This window comes from Ruegeria sp. CH5 (genome assembly GCF_056537025.1).
In genome coordinates this window covers 22,032-43,479 of record NZ_JBQFQT010000002.1, presented here as the reverse complement: position 1 = coordinate 43,479, position 21,448 = coordinate 22,032, and the positions used below count along the sequence as shown (strand labels likewise).

General features: G+C 61.7%; 17 protein-coding genes. 8 read left to right on the top strand and 9 right to left on the bottom strand.

The features are described 5' to 3' along the window. Nucleotides 1-9: 9 nt before the first annotated feature. The 7 genes from ACR0JC_RS07555 to napF are packed head-to-tail and all read right to left on the bottom strand — an operon-like array spanning nucleotide 10 to nucleotide 6,237. Nucleotides 10-705 carry a NapC/NirT family cytochrome c gene (locus ACR0JC_RS07555; RefSeq protein ID WP_093964455.1) on the bottom strand — a complete coding sequence of 232 codons (696 nt, stop codon included), beginning with the start codon at nucleotides 703-705 and terminating at the stop codon, nucleotides 10-12. 30 nt (nucleotides 706-735) lie between these two features. Beyond that, entirely contained in the window at nucleotides 736-1,173 is a 438-nt protein-coding gene (locus ACR0JC_RS07550; protein WP_170339556.1) for a nitrate reductase cytochrome c-type subunit, read from the bottom strand. Between the two features lie 12 nt (nucleotides 1,174-1,185). Beyond that, nucleotides 1,186-2,103 (bottom strand): quinol dehydrogenase ferredoxin subunit NapH, encoded by a 918-nt coding sequence (gene napH / locus ACR0JC_RS07545; RefSeq protein WP_170340169.1) that lies wholly within the window; start codon nucleotides 2,101-2,103, stop codon nucleotides 1,186-1,188. After that, nucleotides 2,100-2,918: a ferredoxin-type protein NapG gene (gene napG / locus ACR0JC_RS07540; RefSeq protein ID WP_170340167.1), complete on the bottom strand. Its 819-nt coding sequence runs from the start codon at nucleotides 2,916-2,918 to the stop codon at nucleotides 2,100-2,102. Before napG ends, napH begins: the two co-directional genes overlap by 4 nt. A gap of 27 nt (nucleotides 2,919-2,945) precedes the next feature. Beyond that, a complete protein-coding gene (napA, locus tag ACR0JC_RS07535) occupies nucleotides 2,946-5,438 on the bottom strand; it encodes a nitrate reductase catalytic subunit NapA (protein ID WP_170340165.1) in 2,493 nt (830 codons plus the stop codon). Continuing rightward, complete coding sequence (locus tag ACR0JC_RS07530) at nucleotides 5,435-5,728, bottom strand: chaperone NapD (protein ID WP_170340163.1); 294 nt, start codon at nucleotides 5,726-5,728, stop codon at nucleotides 5,435-5,437. The genes napA and ACR0JC_RS07530 overlap by 4 nt, the downstream gene beginning before the upstream one ends. Then, nucleotides 5,725-6,237: a ferredoxin-type protein NapF gene (gene napF, locus ACR0JC_RS07525; RefSeq protein WP_170340161.1), complete on the bottom strand. Its 513-nt coding sequence runs from the start codon at nucleotides 6,235-6,237 to the stop codon at nucleotides 5,725-5,727. Before napF ends, ACR0JC_RS07530 begins: the two co-directional genes overlap by 4 nt. A 281-nt stretch (nucleotides 6,238-6,518) precedes the next feature. On the opposite strand from napF, the gene ACR0JC_RS07520 reads away from it, so the two are divergent. Both ACR0JC_RS07520 and ACR0JC_RS07515 read left to right on the top strand, forming a co-directional pair. Next, a complete protein-coding gene (locus ACR0JC_RS07520) occupies nucleotides 6,519-9,818 on the top strand; it encodes an adenylate/guanylate cyclase domain-containing protein (protein ID WP_170340159.1) in 3,300 nt (1,099 codons plus the stop codon). After that, nucleotides 9,815-11,032, top strand: coding sequence for a hypothetical protein (locus tag ACR0JC_RS07515; protein ID WP_254430744.1), 1,218 nt, complete (start codon nucleotides 9,815-9,817; stop codon nucleotides 11,030-11,032). The genes ACR0JC_RS07520 and ACR0JC_RS07515 overlap by 4 nt, the downstream gene beginning before the upstream one ends. Here the strand turns inward: ACR0JC_RS07515 and ACR0JC_RS07510 are convergent. Further along, a complete protein-coding gene (locus ACR0JC_RS07510) occupies nucleotides 11,013-14,681 on the bottom strand; it encodes a flavoprotein (protein WP_480763660.1) in 3,669 nt (1,222 codons plus the stop codon). The genes ACR0JC_RS07515 and ACR0JC_RS07510 overlap by 20 nt on opposite strands. A gap of 350 nt (nucleotides 14,682-15,031) precedes the next feature. On the opposite strand from ACR0JC_RS07510, the gene speB reads away from it, so the two are divergent. Continuing rightward, nucleotides 15,032-15,997 (top strand): agmatinase, encoded by a 966-nt coding sequence (gene speB / locus ACR0JC_RS07505; RefSeq protein WP_170340155.1) that lies wholly within the window; start codon nucleotides 15,032-15,034, stop codon nucleotides 15,995-15,997. A 12-nt stretch (nucleotides 15,998-16,009) separates the two neighbouring features. Here the strand turns inward: speB and ACR0JC_RS07500 are convergent, their stop codons facing one another. Then, the gene (locus ACR0JC_RS07500; RefSeq protein ID WP_170340153.1) at nucleotides 16,010-16,501 is read right to left on the bottom strand and encodes a ZrgA family zinc uptake protein; all 492 of its coding nucleotides are present in this window, start codon (nucleotides 16,499-16,501) and stop codon (nucleotides 16,010-16,012) included. A gap of 311 nt (nucleotides 16,502-16,812) precedes the next feature. On the opposite strand from ACR0JC_RS07500, the gene ACR0JC_RS07495 reads away from it, so the two are divergent. From ACR0JC_RS07495 to ACR0JC_RS07475, 5 genes are all read left to right on the top strand, one after another. Next, nucleotides 16,813-18,084 (top strand): imelysin family protein, encoded by a 1,272-nt coding sequence (locus ACR0JC_RS07495; RefSeq protein ID WP_170340152.1) that lies wholly within the window; start codon nucleotides 16,813-16,815, stop codon nucleotides 18,082-18,084. 116 nt (nucleotides 18,085-18,200) lie between these two features. Then, nucleotides 18,201-18,494 carry a (2Fe-2S)-binding protein gene (locus ACR0JC_RS07490; protein WP_170340150.1) on the top strand — a complete coding sequence of 98 codons (294 nt, stop codon included), beginning with the start codon at nucleotides 18,201-18,203 and terminating at the stop codon, nucleotides 18,492-18,494. Further along, a complete protein-coding gene (gene bfr, locus ACR0JC_RS07485) occupies nucleotides 18,442-18,927 on the top strand; it encodes a bacterioferritin (protein WP_149776400.1) in 486 nt (161 codons plus the stop codon). Before ACR0JC_RS07490 ends, bfr begins: the two co-directional genes overlap by 53 nt. After that, the gene (locus ACR0JC_RS07480) at nucleotides 18,899-20,434 is read left to right on the top strand and encodes a di-heme oxidoreductase family protein (protein ID WP_174822068.1); all 1,536 of its coding nucleotides are present in this window, start codon (nucleotides 18,899-18,901) and stop codon (nucleotides 20,432-20,434) included. Before bfr ends, ACR0JC_RS07480 begins: the two co-directional genes overlap by 29 nt. A 3-nt stretch (nucleotides 20,435-20,437) precedes the next feature. Then, nucleotides 20,438-21,448, top strand: coding sequence for an imelysin family protein (locus tag ACR0JC_RS07475; protein WP_170340146.1), 1,011 nt, complete (start codon nucleotides 20,438-20,440; stop codon nucleotides 21,446-21,448).

The window sequence follows — 21,448 nt, the reverse complement described above, 5'->3', positions numbered from 1 at the left end:
GTGCCACTCCTAGTCGGATGTGCTGTTCAGGAATGATCGGATCTCGGCCGCGCCGGTACTCTGCGCAATTTCGGTGCCGGTCACCGGATCCAGCGAGGCGACCACTTTCTGATACTCCTCCAGATAGCCCGGCGGCAGGCTGTGCGCGATGCCCTGGTGGCAGTCGATGCAGGTCATGTTCTCGTCGATCGCACGCTGGTGTTCGTTGGCGGCGCGCGTCTCCTGAATGGTGAAGTCCATGTATTCGAAATTGTGACAGTTTCGGCATTCGCGGCTGTCCGAGGCCTTCATCTTTTTCCACACGGCCGAGGCCATCTGCAGGCGGTGATCCTCGTATTTCTCGGGCGTGCTGATGGTGCCGACCAGCTCGTGATAGACGTCTTTCACCGCCATGATCTTGGCTTCGATCTTGAAGCTCCATTCCTTGGGCACGTGGCAATCGGAACAGATGGCCCGTACGCCCGAGTGGTTGTTGTAGTGGATCGTCTCCCGGTATTCGCCAAGGTTGGTTTCCATCGTGTGGCACGAGACGCAGAATTCTTCGGTATTCGTCATCTCAAGGGTCCAGTGGAACCCACCCCAGAACAGGATGCCGGCAAGAAAGCCCGCCAGAACCAGAAAGCCTGCGCTGAACGCGGCGGCCGGAGTCCAGATCCACGCCCAGATGCGGCCGATCAAGCCGCGCTTTTCAGGAGAGTCTGCCATATTCGGTGCTCCTTTCAGTCCAAAGCTGGATCAGTTTCCGGCCGAGGGCTGGAACAGGTTGTCGACCAGGGCCGGCGCATCCGCCTGCGGCACATGGCACTGGTTGCAGAAATACCGGGTGCCCGCGATCTGATCGAGCTCGTTGCCTTCGCGATCCAGATAGTGGGTCATCGACAGGGTCGGCGCGTTGCGCTCACCGGCCTTGGTCCAGTCGTGGCAGGACAGGCACTGATTGGTGCGGATGTCGATCTGGTACTGGTCGATCTTGTGCGGGATCAGCGGCGGCTGCTGGCGATAGTTGCGCTGCATTCGCCCTTCGATGTTGCGGTGCACATCATCTAGGATGGCCGGATCATCGATATCCACGCCTCGCAACGTGGTCACGGACGCGGATTGCGCAAAGGCAAGCCCGGTCACAAGAAGAACAGGGATCAGGGCTATTGCGCCTGTCGCTATTGATTTTTTCATCTTGGCACTCCCTTAAGCAGGTCTGGCGGCGCGCGGTTCTGGCGCGGCGGCTGGATCGGGTGGCGCGACGACGGCGTCATCGAACCGGTGGGTAAGCTTGAAGACATCGACCGAGCACACGTCGATGCAGCGGCCGCATGTTGTGCAGCCGGGTGACAGGATCAGCGGGCTGGATCCCGGCTTGCCCTTCAGTGCGGGCGAGATCACCTGGTTTTCCGGGCAGACCGCATAGCAATCCATGCAGTCGTCACAGGCGGCGCGGTTGGTGGCGCTGACCCTCAGCAGGCTTTTGGTGCCGATCAGGCCATAGAAGGCCCCGACCGGGCAGATATGGCCACACCAGCCATGCCGGGCCACGAACAGGTCAAAGACAAAGATCGCCACGACCATCGCCCAAACAAAACCCATACCAAAGACCAGCCCGCGGTGCAGCATGGTGATGGGGTTCACCAGTTCCCATGCAATCACGCCGGTCAGGGCGGACACGATCAAAACGGTCGCCAATATCCACAATCGGGTGCTGCGTTTGGGCTGCCAGCCTTTGGGCAGGTCCAGCCGGCGGTGCAGCCAATGCGCGGCATCCGTGACCGGGTTGATCGGGCACACCCACGAGCAATAGACCCGCCCTCCGATCAGCGCATAGGCCACCAGAACGATCAGCCCGCCGATCAGCGCGGTCATTTCCGGCCAGTGGCCGGCCACCAGCCCCTGCAGCAGGATGAACGGATCGGTTAGCGGCAGCACGTCCAGCGTCAACGATCCGGCCAGCGTGCCCTTGACGATCCAGATGCCGAACCACGGTCCCAACAGGAACAGCGCCAGAAAGAACACTTGACTGAACCGCCGCAGCAGCAGGAACCGATGGGCGCCGACCCATCCCTTGACCTCGCGGGCCTCGTGCCCGACGGGCATATGTGTCCGCGCCGTCATTGGCCTGCCCCCGGAAGGTTGTAGCCCGGTTCGTACCCGCCCGGCGCGGCAAGGTTGTCCGCGCCCGGTCCGGGCAGGCGATCGGGCAGGTCGATGATGCCTTCGACCAGCGGCCCGCCCTTTTCAGCCTTTTCTTCCCATCCCTTGCGGTAATGCTCGGCCGAACTGCCGCGCGCCAGCCGTGCGGGCAAAACCTTGATCGCCGCCTCGGGCAGAACGCAGCTTTTCTCGCAGACGCCACAGCCGGTGCAGCGGTCGGCATGAACCGTCGGCGCAAAGATCGCGTGGTGGCCGGACCGGTCGTTGTGCGACAGTTCCAGCGTGATCGCCTCGTCGATCACGGGGCACACGCGATAGCACACGTCGCAGCGCAGCCCCAGGAAGTTCAGGCAGTTCTCCTGATCGACCAGAACCGCAACACCCATCTTGGCGCCGTCGATATCCTGCAACCCCTTGTCCAGCGCCCCAGTCGGGCAGGCCGCAACACAGGGGATGTCTTCGCACATCTCGCAGGGCACGTCGCGGGCGATGAAATACGGCGTACCGGTCGCCACCGCATCGACGCCCAACTCGGCCAGCTTCAGCGTGTCATAGGGGCAACCGCGGACGCACAGCCCGCAGCGGATGCAGGCCCCCAGAAAGCCATCTTCGGGCAATGCCCCCGGCGGTCGCAAGGCCTCGGCCGGCAGGGCGCGGGCGTCGCGGGCCAGATAGGCCAGCACCGACCCGGCGACCAGACAGCCACCCGCCGCGCGCGCCGAGTCCTGCAGGAACCGGCGCCGTTGCGGCGAAAGAGGTTTGCCGACCAGAGACATTACACGCGACCTTTGCGATCCCTGCCCTTACGCCCGCTCGACCTTGCAGGCGCATTTCTTGAAGTCCGTCTCTTTCGACAGCGGACATGTCGCATCCAGCGTCAGCTTGTTGGTCAGTTGGCCCTCGTCGAACCACGGCATGAACACGAGGCCACGCGGCACCTTGTTGCGGCCACGGGTCTCGACACGGCTGATCACCTCGCCGCGGCGGGTGGACAGCACGATCTCCTGCCCGCGGCGCACGCCGCGTTCCTTGGCGTCCTCGGGGTGCATGAACACCACGGCGGCGGGGAAGGCGCGGTGCAGCTCGGGCACGCGGCGGGTCATCGACCCGGAATGCCAGTGCTCCAGCACCCGGCCGGTGCACAGCCAAAGATCGAACTCTTCGTCCGGCTCCTCTGCTGCCGGTTCGTAGGGCGCGAAGATGATCTTGGCCTTTCCGTCCTTGTGGCCATAGAATTTGACGCCAGCACCCTCAGGCACATAGGAATCGTAGCCCTCGCGGAAGCGATAGAGCGTCTCTTTCCCGTCCACGACCGGCCAGCGCAAACCGCGGGCCTGGTGATAGGTTTCGAACGGTGCCAGATCGTGCCCGTGGCCGCGGCCAAAGCTGGCATATTCCTCGAACAGGCCCTTTTGGACGTAGAAGCCGAAATGCTCGGATTCGTCGTTGTGGAAGCCTTCGGCGGTTTCCGACAGCGGATACTGGTCGATCTTGCCGTTGGCATACAGTACGTCGAACAGGGTCTTGCCGCGATGCTCGGGCATCTTGGCCAGCAACTCTTCGTCCCAGACCTCCTCGACGGTGAAGCGTTTCGAGAACTCCATCAGCTGCCACAGGTCCGACTTGGCCTCGCCCGGGGCCTTGACCTGCTGGCGCCAGAACTGGGTGCGGCGTTCGGCGTTGCCATAGGCCCCTTCTTTCTCGACCCACATGGCGGTCGGCAGGATCAGGTCGGCCGCAACGGCAGTCACCGTTGGGTACGGATCTGATACGACGATGAAGTTTTCGGGGTTGCGATAGCCGGGATAGCCTTCCTCGTTGATATTGGGGGCGGCCTGCATGTTGTTGTTGCACTGCACCCAATAGACGTTCAGGTCACCATCCTTCAGCTTGCGGTTCTGCAGAACCGCGTGGTAGCCTGGCTTGGGCGGAATGGTGCCTTCGGGAATGTTCCACTTGGTCTCGGTGATCTTGCGGTGTTCATCATTGGTCACCACCATGTCGGCGGGCAGCCGGTGGGCAAAAGTGCCAACCTCGCGCGCGGTGCCACAGGCCGAGGGCTGACCGGTCAGCGAGAACGGCGAGTTGCCCGGCTCGGAGATTTTGCCCACCAGTAGGTGCACGTTGTACATCAACGAGTTCACCCAGGACCCGCGGGTGTGCTGGTTGAAGCCCATGGTCCACAGGCTCATGACCTTGCGGTTCGGGTCTGCATATTCCTTAGCCAGTTGCTCAAGCTGGTTCGCCGGTACGCCCGACAGCTCAGACACGTACTCCAGCGTGTAGTCGGCAACCGAGGCGGCGTATTCCTCGAACGAGATCGGCTCCAGCTTGCCCGAGTCAGGGTTCGCCGCGGCCTGTTGCAGCGGGTTGGTCTCGCGTAGGCCGTAACCGATGTCGGTAGCGGTCTTGGTGATGTTGACGTGGTTCTTGACGAACTCCTCGTTCACCGCGCCGGTCTGGATGATGTGGTTTGCGATGTAGTTCAGGATGGCCAGATCGGTCTGCGGCTTGAAGATGATGCCGTTGTCGGCCAGTTCGAACGAGCGGTGCTCGAAGGTCGACAGCACATGCACCTGCGCGCCCGGCTTGGTCAGGCGCGTATCGGTCAAGCGCGACCACAGGATCGGGTGCATCTCGGCCATGTTCGAGCCCCACAGCACGAAGGTGTCGGCATGCTCGAGGTCGTCATAGCAGCCCATCGGCTCATCAATGCCGAAGGTCCGCATGAAGCCCACCACGGCCGAGGCCATGCAGTGCCGCGCGTTCGGGTCGATGTTGTTCGTGCGGAACCCGGCCTTCATCAACTTGGCCGCGGCATAGCCCTCCCACACGGTCCACTGTCCCGAGCCGAACATGCCCACGCTGGTCGGGCCTTTCTTGGCCAGCGCCTCTTTCCACTTCTCGGCCATCACGTCGAAGGCTTCGTCCCAGCTGACGGGTTCGAAGTCACCGTTCTTGTCATAGACGCCGTTCGATTTGCGCAGCAGCGGGGTGGTCAGACGGTCCTTGCCGTACATGATCTTGGACAGGAAATAGCCCTTGATGCAGTTCAGCCCCCGGTTCACCGGAGCGTCCGGGTCGCCTTGCGTTGCAACCACGCGGTCGTCCTTGGTGCCGACCAGAACCGAGCAGCCCGTGCCGCAGAATCGGCAAGGTGCCTTGTCCCATCGGATGTCGGCATTGGCGACTTGGGCGGCAGCTTGGCCCGTCGCCAGCGGGATACCGGCCGCAGATGCTGTCGCGGCGGCGGCGGTTGCTTTCAGAAACGTACGGCGAGATTCGGAAATGGTCATGACAAGGGCCTCCGGCTGGAATCTTGGCTGGGAGTTTCAGGACGCGGACGGGTCTCCGCGAGATCTTCGAAATGGTGATAGGTCAGGGTCAGCGAGACGACCCCGGGGATCTGATGCAGGTCCATGATGATCTCGGACGCCAGCCGTGTCGGCGTGTCCTCGACAACGACAACGAACCGGCTGTCGTCGGATTCGGCATGGACTTCGACCCCATCGAACGCGGTCATCGCCGACCGTGCCGCCGAGGCTTGGTCCGGCGCGACATGCACGAGGCATCCACAGATATTCATTCACGCACCTCCACTGTGGCGGGCTGGTATCTTTCAAGGGAAACGGCACCGGTCGGGCATGCGGCCGAGCAGGCCCCGCAACCGACACATGATGCCAGGTCCAGGTTCACTTCGGCGCGGCCTCCGGTTTTCAGGCGGAATCGGATGGCCCCTTGATCGCAGCTGTCCTGGCACACCCGGCAACTGACACCGTTTGCCGAAAGGCAGGTGTCGGACACTTTCGCGCGCCACGGCCACTCGGCGAACCGGTCCAGGCTCAATGCGTCGGTCTTGCACGCATCGGCGCAGTCTCCGCAAAAGGTGCAGCCACCCTGTTGCGGCTGAAACACCGGCAAGCCCGCGTCGTCCATCGCCAGAACATCCTCGGGACAAACCGAGACACAGTCGCCGCATCGAGTGCAGAGATCATGGAAGTTTTCGCGCGCCGCTCCTGGCGGCCGCTTCACGCTGTCGTCTTCGCGAGGCAGGCGTCCCGTCAGGAACGCGCGCCTGCTGGCTACCGCAGACATGTGCCGCCCACCTGTTCTAGAAACATTTGTGGTACTCCGTTCATGCTGCGTGGATAGCGGATACGAGTCAACTCTGACTTGATCTTGATCAGATTCGCTCATGGATTGAGCAAACGAATCCTTCCTGAAATCCAACTCTGGAAAGGCGCGGCACAAAGCTGATCCGAAATACCGGAAACGGCGGATTGCGCAGTCATAATCGAATATTACTATAAAAAATGCAGACTCGACCCGGTGGTCTGTACTAGGCTGCCTGCGGGTGGATACTTCTGAGGGCACCAATGTCTGGCGACCTACGGGAATGGCTGAGCGCCCTTGGGTTGTCCGATTACACCCAAGCGTTCGCGGAAAACAAAATCGACTTTGCAATTCTTCCGGAACTTACGGGCGAGGATTTGCGCGAGATCGGAGTGACTGCCGTCGGCGACCGTCGCCGGTTGCTGCGCGCGATATCCGAGCTGGACGTCCCGGAAACCGTCGGCGCGTTTGAACCCGAGGTTGAACTGGAACCGGCAAAACGTCAGGTCACGGTTCTGTTCGCGGACCTGACCGGCTTTACCAAATTGTCCAGCGAACACGACGCCGAAGACATGCACGCGCTGCTGAATGCATTCTTCGGCAAGGTCGACCGCGCCGTCGAGAAATTTGGAGGCCGGATCGACAAGCATATCGGAGACGCCGTCATGGCGGTGTTCGGGGCGCCGATCTCGCACACCAATGACACCGAACGGGCGGCCCGAGCCGCGCTGGAGATTCACGCCGCGCTGCCCACACTTGACCCGCCCCTGTCGTGCCATATCGGCATCGCCTCGGGGCAGGTCATCGCCAGCACCACCGGAAGCGAGGCCCATACCGAATACACCGTGACCGGGGACGGCGTGAATCTTGCGTCCCGCCTGACCGACATTTCTGCGCCGGGTCAAACGCTGGTGTCGGACGACATCCAGCGCGCGCTTGGCCCACTGTTCGTGGGCGAGGCGATCGGCACCAAGGCAATCAAGGGCCTTAACAAGGAGGTCGGAATCTGGCGTCTGGACCGTCTGGCCCGGAACATTCGCACGCGGCGCCACAAATTCATCGGGCGGGAACGCGAGATGTCGTTGTTCTCGGCGACATTCGACCGGTGCCAGCGCCACGGAAAGGGTGAGGTTCACATCATTCTTGGCGAACCCGGTATCGGCAAGACCCACTTTTCGGAACAGGTGGCCGAGCTGGCCGCAAACCGGTCCTATTCGATCCACGGGGGCGTGGTGATGGATTTCGGCACACGCGAAGGGCATTCGGCCATCCAGTCCATCGCCCGCAGCCTTCTGGGCCTCGACCCGACCGACGACTCCGATGCCAGCACCGCGGCCGCTCATGACGCGATCGACCGGGGGTGGATCAACCCCGCCAGTTCAGCCCATCTGAGTGCTTTGCTCGAACTTGAACAGGATCCCGGGCTGGCCGAAGTCTATGCCGCGATGGACAACGCCGCACGCATGCGGGGTCGGCGACAGGTCATCGACGAACTGCTGCAGGCCCGCAGCCGCGAGGCCCCCCTTCTGCTCCAGGTCGAGGACATCCATTGGGCGCCACCGGACATTCTGACCATGTGCTCTTACATGGCTGCCGCGACGCGGGACCTGCCTTGCGTTCTGATGATGACCAGCCGGGTCGAAGGCGACCCGATCGATCGGGAATGGCAGATGGGAACGGATGGTGCGCTGGTGTCCAAGCTTGAGCTGTCGCCTATGGGTGACGAACAGGCGCGGAAACTGGTCGAGGAATTCACCGCCATCGACCCAGAGCTGTTGGAAACCTGCGTGCAACGCGCCGGAGGCAATCCGCTGTTTCTCGAGCAACTGCTGCGTAATATCGACGGCCTGACCCGCGACACTGTCCCCGGCAGCATCCAAGGCATCGTGCAATCCCGTCTGGACGGGTTGGATCGTCGTAGCAGAACGGCGATTCAGGCAGCATCGGTTCTGGGGCAGCGGTTCTCGCCCGAAGTTCTGAATTATCTGCTGGGTGAAGGCCATCTGGACACGTCCGACCTGATCCGCTCGGCCCTGATCCGCGAGGCCGGGGCAGATCTGATGTTTGCGCATGCTCTGATCCGCGACGGATCCTACGCCACGTTGGTCAAGTCCGAGCGCGCCCGGCTGCACCGGCAGGCAGCAAGCTGGTACGAAGGCAAGGACGCCACCTTGCGCGCCCAACACCTGGACCGTGCCGACGCCTCCAACGCAGCCGAAGCCTATCTGGAGGCCGCTGAAAACCTGATCCAGGCCTTCCAGTTTGACGAGGCCAGCCCGCTGATCGAACGCGCGCTCGAGCTTTCGGCGCCGCCGGGTATCCGGTTTGACCTGATGTGTGCCCGCGCGGAAACCCACCGTCTTCAGGGCCTGTCGGACGAGGCCCTGAGCGAGTTCAACGAAGCCGCCGCCCTGGCCGAGACTGACGCGCAGAGCTGCCGCGTTCATATCGGTCTGGCACAGGCCGCGCGCCAGGCCAGCCTGTACCAGGATGCGCTGCACAGCCTCGACATCGCCGAGGCCGCCGCTGACCGCATTGGATCGGAACGGGATCTGGCCCAGATCAGCTATGTCCGCGGAAACATCTATTTCCCGCTGGGACGGGTCTCGGATGCTCTGCAAAGCAACGAAAAAGCGCTGACGCTGGCGCGCAAGCTGGAATCCGTCCGGCTGGAGGTCGGCGCGCTCAGCGGCTTTGGCGATGCAAATTTCATGAATGCCGCAATGCGCACCGCCGCAGGGTTCTACACTCAGGCCGTCGAAAGAGCGCGGGACAAAGGACTGGTCCGGGACCTGGCCGCCAACCTTCACAATCTCAGTGTTGCCCGCAGTTACTCAGGTGACGTGGCGCAGGGCCGGGCCGATGCGCAGGAAGCCATCGAAATCTCGCAGAAATACTTTGCCTTCGTGCCGGAATGTGTCGCGCAGACCTGCCTGGGCGTCGCATGCACCTTTCAGGATGACTTGGACGGTGCGCTGCAGGCCTTCATCCAATCCGCCGATATCGCCCAACGTGTCGGTGCCAAGCGACTCGAGGCTCAGGCGCTGGAACACTTGGCGCGGGCGCAGGTTTATGCCGGGCAAAGGCACGAGGCTGAACAGGTGGGGCGGCGCGCCGTGGAAATCGCGTTGGAACATGGCCGCAACTTTGTCGGCCCCAAAGCGCTGTCGGCATTGGCCTTGGCTCTGGACGATCCAGATGCCCAGGATGATCTGTTGGATCAGGGCGTCCGGATACTGGGCGAAGGCTGCGTTGGGCATAGCCACCTGCATTTCTACGCAGACGCCTGCGCCGTGATGCTGGCCCGCCAGAATTGGGACCGCGCGATCCGCTTTGCCGACGCCTTGTCTGAGTTCACCGCCTCGGAACCACTGCCGATGGCCGATCTGTCCATCCGTCACACCCGTCTTCTTGCTGCGGCCGGGCAACAGGGCCTCGCCCTGTCTGACCACGCCGAGTTTCCAGAACTTCGATCACAGTTCGATGATCTGGGCGTGGTGCGGTCGCTGATGGGGCATCTGGATTTTCCGGTGGCCGGGATGGCCGGTCAACCGACGGCATGAACCGCATGACGATGGAACAACAGGAAGAAACAGGGCGCGTAATGACGGTCGAGAAAAAGGTCTGGGGTCTGTCAGGCCTCGTGTCGCTGATACTGACGGCCGTATTGTTCTACCTTTGGGCATCGCTGAACCATTTCGAGCAGGACCCGACCCAATTGCCGGATCAAGCCTCGGTCGATTCCTACCTGGAGTCGCTGGAGAACGCGCCGGATTATCGGGTCAGGACGGGAATATTCCTCAAATCCTTCAGTTTCGTCGATGCAAGCGATATCCACGTCACGGGCTATGTCTGGCAACACTATCAAACCGGCGTCCATGACGCGATCAAACCCGAACCCGGTCAGGCCGGGTTCCTTCTGCCCGAGTCCGTGGATGTCGGGAGCGGCCTTATCGAAGAAGCCTACCGGATGCCAGAACCCGGTGGTGAAGTGATCGGCTGGTACTTTGAGCAGACCCTGCGCCAGTCCTTCGACTACACCAGCTATCCTTTCGACCACAAAACCGTCTGGGTGCGGTTCTGGCCGGGCCGGTTTGACGTGAACGTCGCCTTGGTTCCCGACTTCGACGCCTATCCCGCGACTGGGCCAAAGGACATCTTCGGGATCGACAACCGCATCGTCATGGGCACCTGGGAACGCGAAAATACCTATTTTGACTACAAGCTGTCTGATTTGGACACGACGCTGGGCATCAACCAGAACGAGTTTCAGACCAGACTGCCCGAGCTGCACTACAACTTTGTCATAAAACGCAATTTTGCGAACGCCTTCGTGGTGCACATGATCCCATTGATCGTGGTCACGATGCTTCTGTTCGGCGCCGTAATGACGGTGACGCGGAAGCCAAACCTGGTCGAACGGCACGATTTCAGCACCTCAAGCGTGATCGGCACCTGCTCGGTCCTGTTCTTCGTGATCCTGCTGGCGCATGTGCAATTGCGCGAGGGTTTTGCTGGGTCACCGGTGATCTACATGGAGTCGTTCTTTTTCCTGATGTATTTCATGCTGCTTGTGGTGTCGGTGAACACCTATCTGTTCGTCTCCGAGTCCGCGCCGTCGCTGCGCTTGATCCACTACCGTGACAACCTGATTCCAAAGGCCGCGTTCTGGCCATTTGTCCTGAGCTGCATGATCGCGATCACCGCCTACAACCTCAGCCTCAAGTCACCTCCGTCAAGGGATGCCCCCGAGGCCATCACGCATCAGGACGGCTAGCGGCCGCCTCATACCCGGGCTTGAGCGTCCCGGTGGCCATGTCGATCGAGTATTCGTCGACCAACTCGGACGCACCACTTTCCAGTTCGGCAAGATATTTTTCCGGATTGGCGATGACGTAGACATAGGCCGGTTTTTTCACCCCATCCATCAGAACGTTGATCCGCTTGCGCACATAGACGTTGTCGGCCGCGCCCGGTCCGTGAAAGCCCTCGAGCTTGTCCAACTCCTTCAGCCCGCCCGAGGTGACCCGGTAGACCTCGCCCTTGATCGGACGCCCAGTGCCCTTGCGATCCACCAGTGTGGCCATGCGGTGCAGATAGGCACAGTTCGGGTTGTCGCAAAACGGCTCTTTCGGAACGATCAGGGGCATGGGCTGCCGAGTGACCGCCTGTCCAACGAAATCATCCAGAACGTCCGCATGAGCGTCGTGGTTGGGGAATCCTTTCTTGAGCGATCCGTAGGTGAAATACAGATAGGTCTTTTCGCGTTCATCGATCAGGTCGTCTTCGTCTTCCACCGCTTCCGGTTCTGAAAGGGCGTGCGTGTTGGCCCATTCGTCCAACATCGCGCGGATCTCGTCCGACACCCTGACGCCCCTGGACCGCACCGGATCCTGAAGGAAGTGGATCAGAGGGCTTGCATCGATGCTCTCCGCCGCCAGCAGTGTTTCTACCATCTCGGCCGAGTTGTTCATCGCGGCGACATGCAGGCTGGTAAATCCGTGGTCATTGACCGCGTTCACGTTGATACCCCTTGCGATGAGGGCTTTGGCCGCCTCGATGTCCGGTTTTCCCAGATCTTGCCCGTTCTCGGTCAGCTCGCCCTCGCCGCCCGCCGCATAGTGCAGCAGCGTGTCGCCATTATGGTCATCGACAATGTCGATACCGGCGACCCCATCATCTATGGCCTGAAACACCGGCTCCCATTGGGCGAAGTCATCCGAGGCCGCAGCATCCTGCGCCCATTTGCAGATATTGTGTTCGTGGTTTTCCAGCTCTTCGAAGGCTTCTTCCAGCACCTCCATGATCTGGTCGGGAGTGGCCATCATGCCGACGCCCATCATCCCGTTCGACAAGCGCCCCTTGCGGGGACCCACAAGATCAATCCCCAGATCGCGCAGCTTTTCGACATTGTTCTGGGTGGTGACATTGTTCCACATGTTGGTGTTGCAAGCTGGGCAAAGGATCGCCGGCTTGTTGCGGTACTGCCAGGCCACAAAAACCGAGGTCAGCAGGTTGTCGGCAATGCCGTTGGCGATCTTGCCCATCGTGTTGCAGGTGACCGGCGCGACAATGACGCAATCGGCCCAGTCGCACAGCGCAAGATGCGAGGCGCGCAAGGGCATTCCGAACTCGGTATAGCGAAAGTTCCACTCGTCATCGTCGCGGTAGTAGTCATTGTGGGTGATGTAGTCGTCGACTGTCTTGCTTTTCTTCCCGGTCTTTTTTGCCTTGCGGGCCTCGCTGGCCTTGTCGGTCCCGATATCGCGAAAGAACTTTTCGGCCGAAACCGAAGGTATCAGTTTCACATTGTGACCTGCCTCGGTGATCCGGGCGACCAACTGAGGCACCTTGTCCGCAGCCGACGAGCCGCAGGCGCATAGCAGAACGTTCCGGCGCCCGTTTGGCGGGGCTGTCAACCCGCCCTTGGGATACCCGAAGATGTTCTTGTCGAGGCTCGGCGACTCGTGGCGCAGCAAGACAGGCAGACCGGCTTTCTTCATGTCTTCCTGCAGGCCGCCTTCCAGGATCATGTCAACGATATCGCTGCGCTTGCCCAGGCATTTCCCATGGAAGAAGAGATAAGGCACCTTTTCCTTGCCGCTTTCCGCCACCAGTTGCCGGCGCATTTTCATGGCGTTGGCCCCGTGTCCGGCGACATCGACCAATTTCAGACCGGTCGCGCCGATATTGGCCAGAATGTTCTTCAGCATGTTCGACCACGGGTCCTCATCCTCGTAGAACAGAACCAGCGGGTTTTCCCGGACGATCCGAGCCACGTCGCTGGGGTCTTCCGGGGGCTGGGTCTCTTCGATCACCAGCATGGCCGGGCTTTTCAGGTCGCGCAGCCCGCGAAAGATATGCCCGCGCGGCGCCTGCCAAACCTGCGAAGTCGCCGGGCTCATATCTACGACCGTTACAAGATCGGCCTTTTCGTCATAGGCCACGCACAAGCACCAGAACTCTTCCAGCAGCGCCGTCTCGCGGAACACGTTTTCGGGCGGCCGGATCACCTCGAACCCCAACACGCGGTTGAAGTCGATGTTGATCATCAGGTGGCGCCCCTCATGTTCGTTCAGGCTGCGCAGCTGATCCCGGAACCAGTCTTGCGGCGACCTTTTGTCCTTCCCGGATCGTTCGGCATAACTGCGGAACGTGCTGCCGATATGCACCTCGGACGTTCCAGCCAGATACCGCTGGGCCATCTCGCTCATCTTCTTGGCGGTCGATACCCGGCTCAGCGCCTCGGTGTACGAGGTCTGGGTCGCAATAAGCAGCTTGTCTTCGGTGACCTGGACATCGCCCAAGATCTGCAGGCTTTCGGCCAGAACGCCCAGGCTGTTCATGTTCGGGCTGGCCCGCCGGAACAGGTTGCGGCGCTTCTTGGGATCGCGGGCCAGATACCTGGTGCTGTCCACATAGTTGCAGTCCTGCCGGAAGGTCTGCAGCGTGGTCTGTACCGCTTCGCGTGCAGAGAACCGCAGCAGGCCGCGCGCCCGCATCGAAGTGCCGTCGCGGTCGGACATGGCAGCGTACAGGCGGTCGATCGTGGTGACCCACAGCTTGCCGTATTTTTCGGGATGCACGTCCATCATGTGCACCAACCCGGTGCTGGGGTTGCACTTGGCGATCACCGCGAAATGGCCGCCGGGCATGGTGGGCTTGCCATGCGCGACCCCAACCTGAAAATTCGCCACCAGAATGTCGTTGTCTCCGCCCAGTCGATTGGATTCGTCAATCGCCTCAAGCAGCAGCGGCACCGAGGTCGTGGCCTCGTCCATGAAATAGGCCTGGACCTGCACCAGGTCGCGCAGACCCTGCGAATGGATATAGGTGCACGCCACGTCGAACAGTTCACCCAGCGAGATGCCGTCATTGACGACAAAGCTGGTGGGCAGTTCGCAGACGCGGAAGATGTCGTTCACCTCGCAGCTGAAGCCCAGCGCCGACATGCTCAGCGCGGCCGCGGTCACGCTGCAGCAGTTGATGGGTTGCTGGAAATTCTGAAGATGCACACTGACCAAATCGCCGAACAGCGTGGCGTAGCATTCGCGTCGAATTTCCGCGGGGATATCCAGCCACTCGTTACTGGCCAGAAAGGCCAGCCGAGTGCCGGGCAAGGCCACGGCCTGCAGGCTGACCGGTATGTCGCGGATCTCCAGATGCTCCTCGTAGAAATAGTCCCCGGTATCGGCGGTCGCCAGATCAACGTCGTTCTGGCGCAGCTTCACGATGCCGTCCAAAACCACATACATCCCGCGCGGCGGCAGAACCGTGTCCTCAAGAACTTCGAACAGATCGAAATGCTGCCTGAGCCGCTCGGCGCTCTGCCGCACCTTTTCGCCGGGCAGAACGGCGAATATCTTCTCCCAATCGGCAGATGTGGCTTCAATCGGTTTTGAATTGGAAATCGTCTGTGTGGTCACGGCCAGTTCCTCCCCCAAAAAGTCAGTGGCGCAATGGTTTCGTATTTCGTGGTCACTTTCCTGAAATCAGCATTTGTATTTTGCAGTCTCCCCCGCCGGACAAACGGCAGACCGCCCGACGCGTGGCGCCATTCAATGCTGGCTCCACCCCTCAATTTGCGCAGGCAATACGAGCGATACTTGCATTCTTAGTACAGATTTGCAGAAAAATCACCGGGATTGTGGGGTTTACCCAGCTTCGCAACCTGATGCACCGCTGGGGCAGAGCGGCCTTGATTGATCGGGTGATAGACGCCAACGTGCAAGCAACCCGCCAGACCCGCGGCCGGTTCAAAGCAACGGAGCCCCCAATGTCAAAACATGGATATGAATCCGGCCGCCTGAATCTGCCGTTCGTCGGCATCGCCACATTCGGCAAGAAGCCATATGTGCAGGACTGGGACCAGATCGATGCCGATGTCGCCATCCTGGGCGCCCCGTTCGACTTCGGCTGCCAATACCGGTCCGGAGCCCGGTTCGGCCCGCGTGCGGTGCGCGAGGCATCGACTCTGTTCAGCTTTGGTCATGCAGGTGCTTATGATCACGAGGACGATGCCACCTACTTGGGCGAAGAGGTGCGCATCGTCGATCTGGGGGATGCCGATATCATCCACACCAAGACCGAAGCCAGCCACGCGAATATCGAATACGGGGTACGCAAGATCCTTGAGGCCGGCGCTCTGCCCGTGACGATCGGTGGTGACCATTCCATCAACATTCCATGCATCAACGCCTTTGGTCAGGACTGCGCCCGAAATGGTCCCATTCACGTGGTCCAGATCGACGCGCATCTGGATTTCGTGGACGAGCGACATGGCGTTACGGCGGGCCATGGAAGCCCGATGCGGCGGGCGATCGAGAAGGACTATGTCTCGGGTATGACCCAACTGGGCATCCGCAATGTCTCATCGACCGCGAAAGAAGGTTACGAGGATGCACGCGCGCGCGGCTCCGACATCTTGTCGGTACGGCAGGTCCGCAACCTGGGGACCCAGGGGGTATTGGACCGCATCCCCTCGGGCGTCCGATACTACGTGACCATCGACATTGACGCGTTTTGCCCATCCATTGCACCGGGCACCGGAACACCAAGCCACGGCGGTTTTTTGTACTACGACGTTCTGGAAATCCTGCAGGGCCTTGCCCGGAAAGGGCAGGTCGCCGGCATCGACCTTGTAGAAGTTGCACCGGCCTATGACCCGACTGAAAGCACGCAGATCCTTGCCGCGCAGCTGTTGCTGAACTTCATCGGCTTCATCTTTCACCACAAGGAATGAAAGAAACCCCGGTCACATCAACTCGGAGAGATCAACCAACGGGGTCTCTCGTGTGACCGCGACGGCGTGACTACCACCGGGGGACTGAACCCGCACGTCCACACGTTCAGCCTGCGAAAACCGGTCGAAGTAATCAAATCTCATTTCACCAAGCGCCTGAAGGTTGCTGCACCTGATCGTGTATTCGGCCTGAAATTCGGGCCGGTGATCGTCAGACCCCAAGGCCGAACCGGCTTCGCCGCCGACCAGCGCCACGTTCGCCGTGGCCGTGGCACAACCCGCCTCGGCCGTGACCGCGAACAGGGTCATGGGCTGTGACAGGTCCGAAATGGCGACCGCGACCTTCGCCTTTTCCTCTGCGCTCGAAGCGGGAAGTTCAAAGCCAACGATTTCTGACGCGGGAACAGACAGAGACAGCGTGTACCCCGAATCCAAAAACGCGATCTTCAGTGCTGCGGGTTTTGGCGCCCTTTCCTGCTGCGCGTCCAACGCAAGGGGAAACATGCAAAGGGCAAACGCCAGGGATCTCATCACGCAAACACCACCAACTCAAGAATCACACCATCATTGTATCTGCGCGCCATCCGCAGGCAACGGCGCGCAACCCCGTCTGACCCCGCTGGAAATGGCTAGGCAGATCCAGAGAACCCATCCAGCCAAACCGTATTTGGCCAAAACAACGGCGTGTTTCACAATTAATTCCCGACTTAAAGACTCGGGTTGACATAACTTACAATTTCACTCAGTTAATATTCATCTCAGCACCCGCACCGGGTGCTCTTGCCCATTCATTTCGACAGGAAGGCCTGAACTTCATGACCCGCGTATTTTCGACGACCAGCCTGGCAGCTTTGCTGATGGCAACGGCGGCAGCCGCCGGCGACGCGCCCGCAAAGGTCGACATTCTGGAAACCTATGCTGACATTGCCGAAGCAAAATATGACGACAGCCTGCGTGCTGCCCGCAAGTTGCAGGCCGCCGTTGCCGCGCTGGTTGACCAGCCTTCTGCTGAAAACCTGACCGCCGCACGCCAGGCCTGGGTTGCCGCGCGCGTTCCGTATCAACAGACCGAGGTCTATCGCTTCGGCAATCCCATCGTCGACGAATGGGAAGGCAAGGTGAACGCGTGGCCTCTGGACGAGGGTCTGATCGACTATGTGGATGCGGCCTATGGCGGCGCGACGGACGAAAACGAGCTTGCGGTTCTGAACGTGATTGCCTCGCCCAGCTTTGAGCTGTCTGGCCAGCCGGTCGACGCCACCGAGATCACGCCCGAGCTGCTGTCTGAGACCCTGCACGAGGCCGACGGGATCGAGGCCAATGTGGCAACGGGTTATCACGCCATCGAGTTCCTGCTGTGGGGCCAGGATCTGAACGGTCACGGCGAGGGCGCCGGCAACCGTCCGTGGACCGACTATGCGCAGGACGAGTCCTGCACCGGCGGCAACTGCGATCGCCGGGCCCAGTATCTGGTGGCGGCGACCGACCTGCTGGTCTCGGACCTGGAATGGATGGCCGCGCAATGGCTGGAGGACGGTGCCGCGCGGGCGGCCCTGACCAACGACGCCGACTCGGGCATCAGTGCAATTCTGACGGGCATGGGATCCCTGTCCTATGGCGAACAGGCCGGTGAGCGCATGCGCCTTGGACTGATGCTGAACGACCCGGAAGAAGAGCATGACTGTTTCTCGGACAACACGCACAACAGCCACTACTATGACGGGTTGGGGATTCAGAACGTCTATCTGGGTCGGTATGTCCGGATTGACGGCACTCCGGTTTCGGGTCCGTCCCTGTCGGATTTGGTTGCGGCCTCGGACCCGGCTTTGGACACCGAGATGAAGACAAAGCTGGCCAACACAATGTACGCGCTAGGCCAGATCAAAACCGCAGCCGAGGCCGGATTAGCCTACGATCAGATGCTCGAGCGCGGGAACGTCGGTGGCGAAACGCTGATCATGGGCGGTGTCGAAGGTCTGATCGATCAGACCAAGACGATCGAACGTATCGTGTCCGTGCTGGGCTTGGGCAATGTCGCATTCGAAGGGTCCGACAGCCTCGACAACCCCGACGCCGTTTTCCACTGATGAACCAAAGCAGCCGGGCGCAGCGACCGCTTGCGCCCGACCCTGCGACAAGCTGTGTCTGGACCCGAAGCAAATACCCTACTATTTGACTAGGAATTACGAAAGGCCGAGTCGCCATGATCATCTGCCACTGCACCAACATCACGGATCACGAGATCCGCGCGGCAATCGACTGGATGCGCGCGGCAGATCCTCAAACCATCATCACGCCGGGCAAGATTTACCATGCTTTGGGAAAATCGGCGGATTGTGGCGGGTGTATGCCGCTGTTTCTGGACACGATGCGCGCAACCGATAACCTCGAAGTACCCATGCAACTCCGCGCCCTGCGCGTGGATGATACACAGGAGAGTGCAGATGAAGGGCGACCCCAAAGTCATCGAATACTTAAACAAGTCCCTGCGGCATGAACTGACGGCGGTCAGCCAGTACTGGCTGCATTACCGCCTGCAGGAGGACTGGGGCCTGGGCCACATGGCCAAGAAAAGCCGCGAGGAAAGCATCGAAGAGATGCAGCACGCGGACAAGCTGATCGAGCGGATCATCTTCCTCGGCGGCCACCCCAACCTGCAAAAGCTCGACCCGCTGCGCATCGGCCAGACGCCCAAGGAAACCCTGGAATGCGACCTGGCGGCCGAGATCGACGCCCGGGCCCTGTACAAGGAAGCGCGCGAATACTGCCAACAGGCAGGCGACTTCGTGTCGATGGCGCTGTTCGAACAACTGATGGCCGATGAAGAAGGCCATATCGATTTCCTCGAAACCCAGCTCGATCTGTACGAAAGACTCGGCGAAGCAAATTATGCGCAACTCAATGCATCGAAAATGGACGAGGCCGAATAAGACGGGCCTCTTCGTGGTGGCCGTTTTTGCGGCCACCCCTTCCCTGTCTCAGGATCTGCGGGACAGTCATTTGAACCCCCTCCCCCGAACCGACGCTGAACGGGCACGGATCGCCACAGTCACCGCAGCGCCGTCGGATTTCACGCAGCCCCAGCGCTATGAGGACCTGCCGGCAGGCGCCGCGACGGTGCGCGCCCGGACCGATGCGGATGCGTTCTCGCGACCCTCGGCCAACCTGAGCTTTGAGCAGGAGCTGGATTTCAAGGTCGGCAACGGGCTGTTCAAGAAGGTCTGGGTGTCGTCTCCGTCCTCGACTCTGGCCTCGGATGGGCTAGGGCCGCTGTTCAACGCCCGGTCGTGCCAGCGCTGCCACATCAAGGACGGGCGTGGCCACACCCCGGCCGGACCCGAAGACAACGCCATTTCGATGTTCCTGCGCGTTTCCATCCCCGGAACGCCCGCGGACGCGCCGGAAGGGATCGAAGGGTATCTCGCCACCCTGCCCGAACCCACCTATGGCGGCCAGATGCAGGATTTCGCCCTGCCCGGCCACAAGGCTGAATACCGGCTGGACATCACCTACGAGGAAATCCCGGTGGCTCTGTCCGACGGCGAAACCGTGTCGCTGCGCAAGCCCACCTACAGGGCGGCCGATCTGGGCTATGGGCCGTTGCACCCCGACGCGATGCTCAGCCCGCGCGTGGCGCCGCAGATGATCGGTCTGGGCCTGCTCGAGGCGATCCCGGTCGAGGACATCCTGGCCAAGGCCGACCCCGACGACGCCGATGGGGACGGGATCTCGGGGCGGCCCAACATCGTGTGGTCGACGGAATTCGGCGAACCCATGCTGGGCCGGTTCGGGCTGAAGGCGGGCATGCCGACGATCATGGAGCAGTCGGCCGCGGCCTTCGCCGGCGATATCGGCATTTCCAGCCCGCTCTACCCCGCGCCTTTTGGCGACTGCACCCCTGCGCAGGCCGATTGCCAGGCCGCCCCGCATGGTGACGGCGACGAACGCGGCTTCGAGATCGACCAGCAAGGCATGGATCTGGTGGCCTTCTACAGCCGCAACCTGGGCGTTCCCGCCCGCCGCGATGTGGATGACCCGCAGGTTCTGCGCGGGAAAGAGGTGTTCCTCACCATTGGCTGCGCGTCCTGTCACACGCCTGCTTTCGTCACCCACCGTCTGCCCGACCGGCCCGAGCACAGTTTCCAGCTGATCTGGCCCTACACGGACCTGCTGCTGCACGACATGGGCGAGGGACTGGCCGACAACCGCCCCGAGGCCCGCGCCACGGGCCGCGAATGGCGTACCGCGCCACTGTGGGGCATCGGCCTGACCGAACGGGTCTCGGGGCATACCCAGTTCCTGCATGATGGCCGGGCGCGCTCGCTTCTCGAAGCGGTCCTGTGGCACGGCGGCGAGGCCCAGGCCGCGCGCGATGCAGTCGTTTCCATGCCCAAACCCGACCGCGATGCGTTGATCCGGTTCCTGGAGAGTCTCTGACCCATGCGCCTGATTGCCGTGATCCTTTCCGCATTGATCCCGCTCTGCGCGGTGGCACAAAGCCGCGATGCGATCCTGACCGACGTGACCCAGGCCCATATCCTGCCGCGTTTCGAGCAACTTGTCGAAATGACCGCCACGCTGGATGCTGCCGCACGAGCCGACTGCGCGCCGGGGTCCGCCGATCTGCGCGCGGCCTATCACGCCGCCTTTGACGCCTGGATATCCGCAAGCCACCTGCGGTTCGGTCCGACCGAGGTCGGAGATCGTGCCTTTGCCCTGGCCTTCTGGCCCGACAGCAAAGGGTTCACGCCCAAGGCGCTGTCGGCGAAGATCGCGGCCGAAGACCCGGCCATTGCCGACCCCGATGCCTTTGCAGAAACCTCGATCGCGGGGCGCGGCTTCCTCGCGCTCGAGAGGATGCTGTACGAACCGGCCTTTGCCGATCAGGGCGATGCGGCCTATCGCTGCGGGTTGATCCGCGCCATCGCCGCCGACATCCATCGCACGGCCGGGGCCATCGACCGGGACTGGCACGGCTATGCCCGCATCATGACCCAACCCGGGCCGGACAGCCCCTATCGGTCCTCCGACGAAGCCCTGCAGGAGCTCTACAAGGCCCTGACCACTGGGCTCGAATTCACGGCCGATACGCGCTTGGGCCGCCCGATGGGCAGTTTCGACCGCCCCCGCCCCAACCGGGCCGAGGCCCGCCGGTCGCTGCGGTCGCTGCGGCATGTGGAACTGTCGCTGGTGGCGCTGCGCGATCTGGCGGCGCGGTTGGCGGCCGACCACCCGCAGATTGCCGCCGCGCTGGACGATGCCTTTGCCCGCAGCATCGCCCGGGCGCAGGCGCTGGACGATCCCGCGCTGGCTGGCGTGGCCGAGCCACAGGGGCGACTGCGGATCGAGGCGCTGCAGCAGTCGATCAACGACATCCGCAGCCTGGCCGCCGCACAGCTGGGCCCGACCCTCGGCATCAGTGCCGGGTTCAATTCGCTGGACGGAGACTGA

Coding starts and splice junctions, on each gene's coding strand:
- napF (WP_170340161.1), bottom strand. CDS start 6,237: ATGTCTGCGGTAGCCAGCAGGCGCGCGTTCCTGACGGGACGCCTGCCT.
- napG (WP_170340167.1), bottom strand. CDS start 2,918: ATGTCTCTGGTCGGCAAACCTCTTTCGCCGCAACGGCGCCGGTTCCTG.
- ACR0JC_RS07520 (WP_170340159.1), top strand. CDS start 6,519: ATGTCTGGCGACCTACGGGAATGGCTGAGCGCCCTTGGGTTGTCCGAT.
- ACR0JC_RS07495 (WP_170340152.1), top strand. CDS start 16,813: ATGACCCGCGTATTTTCGACGACCAGCCTGGCAGCTTTGCTGATGGCA.
- ACR0JC_RS07480 (WP_174822068.1), top strand. CDS start 18,899: ATGCATCGAAAATGGACGAGGCCGAATAAGACGGGCCTCTTCGTGGTG.
- ACR0JC_RS07500 (WP_170340153.1), bottom strand. CDS start 16,501: ATGTTTCCCCTTGCGTTGGACGCGCAGCAGGAAAGGGCGCCAAAACCC.
- napA (WP_170340165.1), bottom strand. CDS start 5,438: ATGACCATTTCCGAATCTCGCCGTACGTTTCTGAAAGCAACCGCCGCC.
- bfr (WP_149776400.1), top strand. CDS start 18,442: ATGAAGGGCGACCCCAAAGTCATCGAATACTTAAACAAGTCCCTGCGG.
- speB (WP_170340155.1), top strand. CDS start 15,032: ATGTCAAAACATGGATATGAATCCGGCCGCCTGAATCTGCCGTTCGTC.
- ACR0JC_RS07555 (WP_093964455.1), bottom strand. CDS start 705: ATGGCAGACTCTCCTGAAAAGCGCGGCTTGATCGGCCGCATCTGGGCG.
- ACR0JC_RS07490 (WP_170340150.1), top strand. CDS start 18,201: ATGATCATCTGCCACTGCACCAACATCACGGATCACGAGATCCGCGCG.
- ACR0JC_RS07515 (WP_254430744.1), top strand. CDS start 9,815: ATGAACCGCATGACGATGGAACAACAGGAAGAAACAGGGCGCGTAATG.
- ACR0JC_RS07475 (WP_170340146.1), top strand. CDS start 20,438: ATGCGCCTGATTGCCGTGATCCTTTCCGCATTGATCCCGCTCTGCGCG.
- napH (WP_170340169.1), bottom strand. CDS start 2,103: ATGACGGCGCGGACACATATGCCCGTCGGGCACGAGGCCCGCGAGGTC.
- ACR0JC_RS07530 (WP_170340163.1), bottom strand. CDS start 5,728: ATGAATATCTGTGGATGCCTCGTGCATGTCGCGCCGGACCAAGCCTCG.
- ACR0JC_RS07550 (WP_170339556.1), bottom strand. CDS start 1,173: ATGAAAAAATCAATAGCGACAGGCGCAATAGCCCTGATCCCTGTTCTT.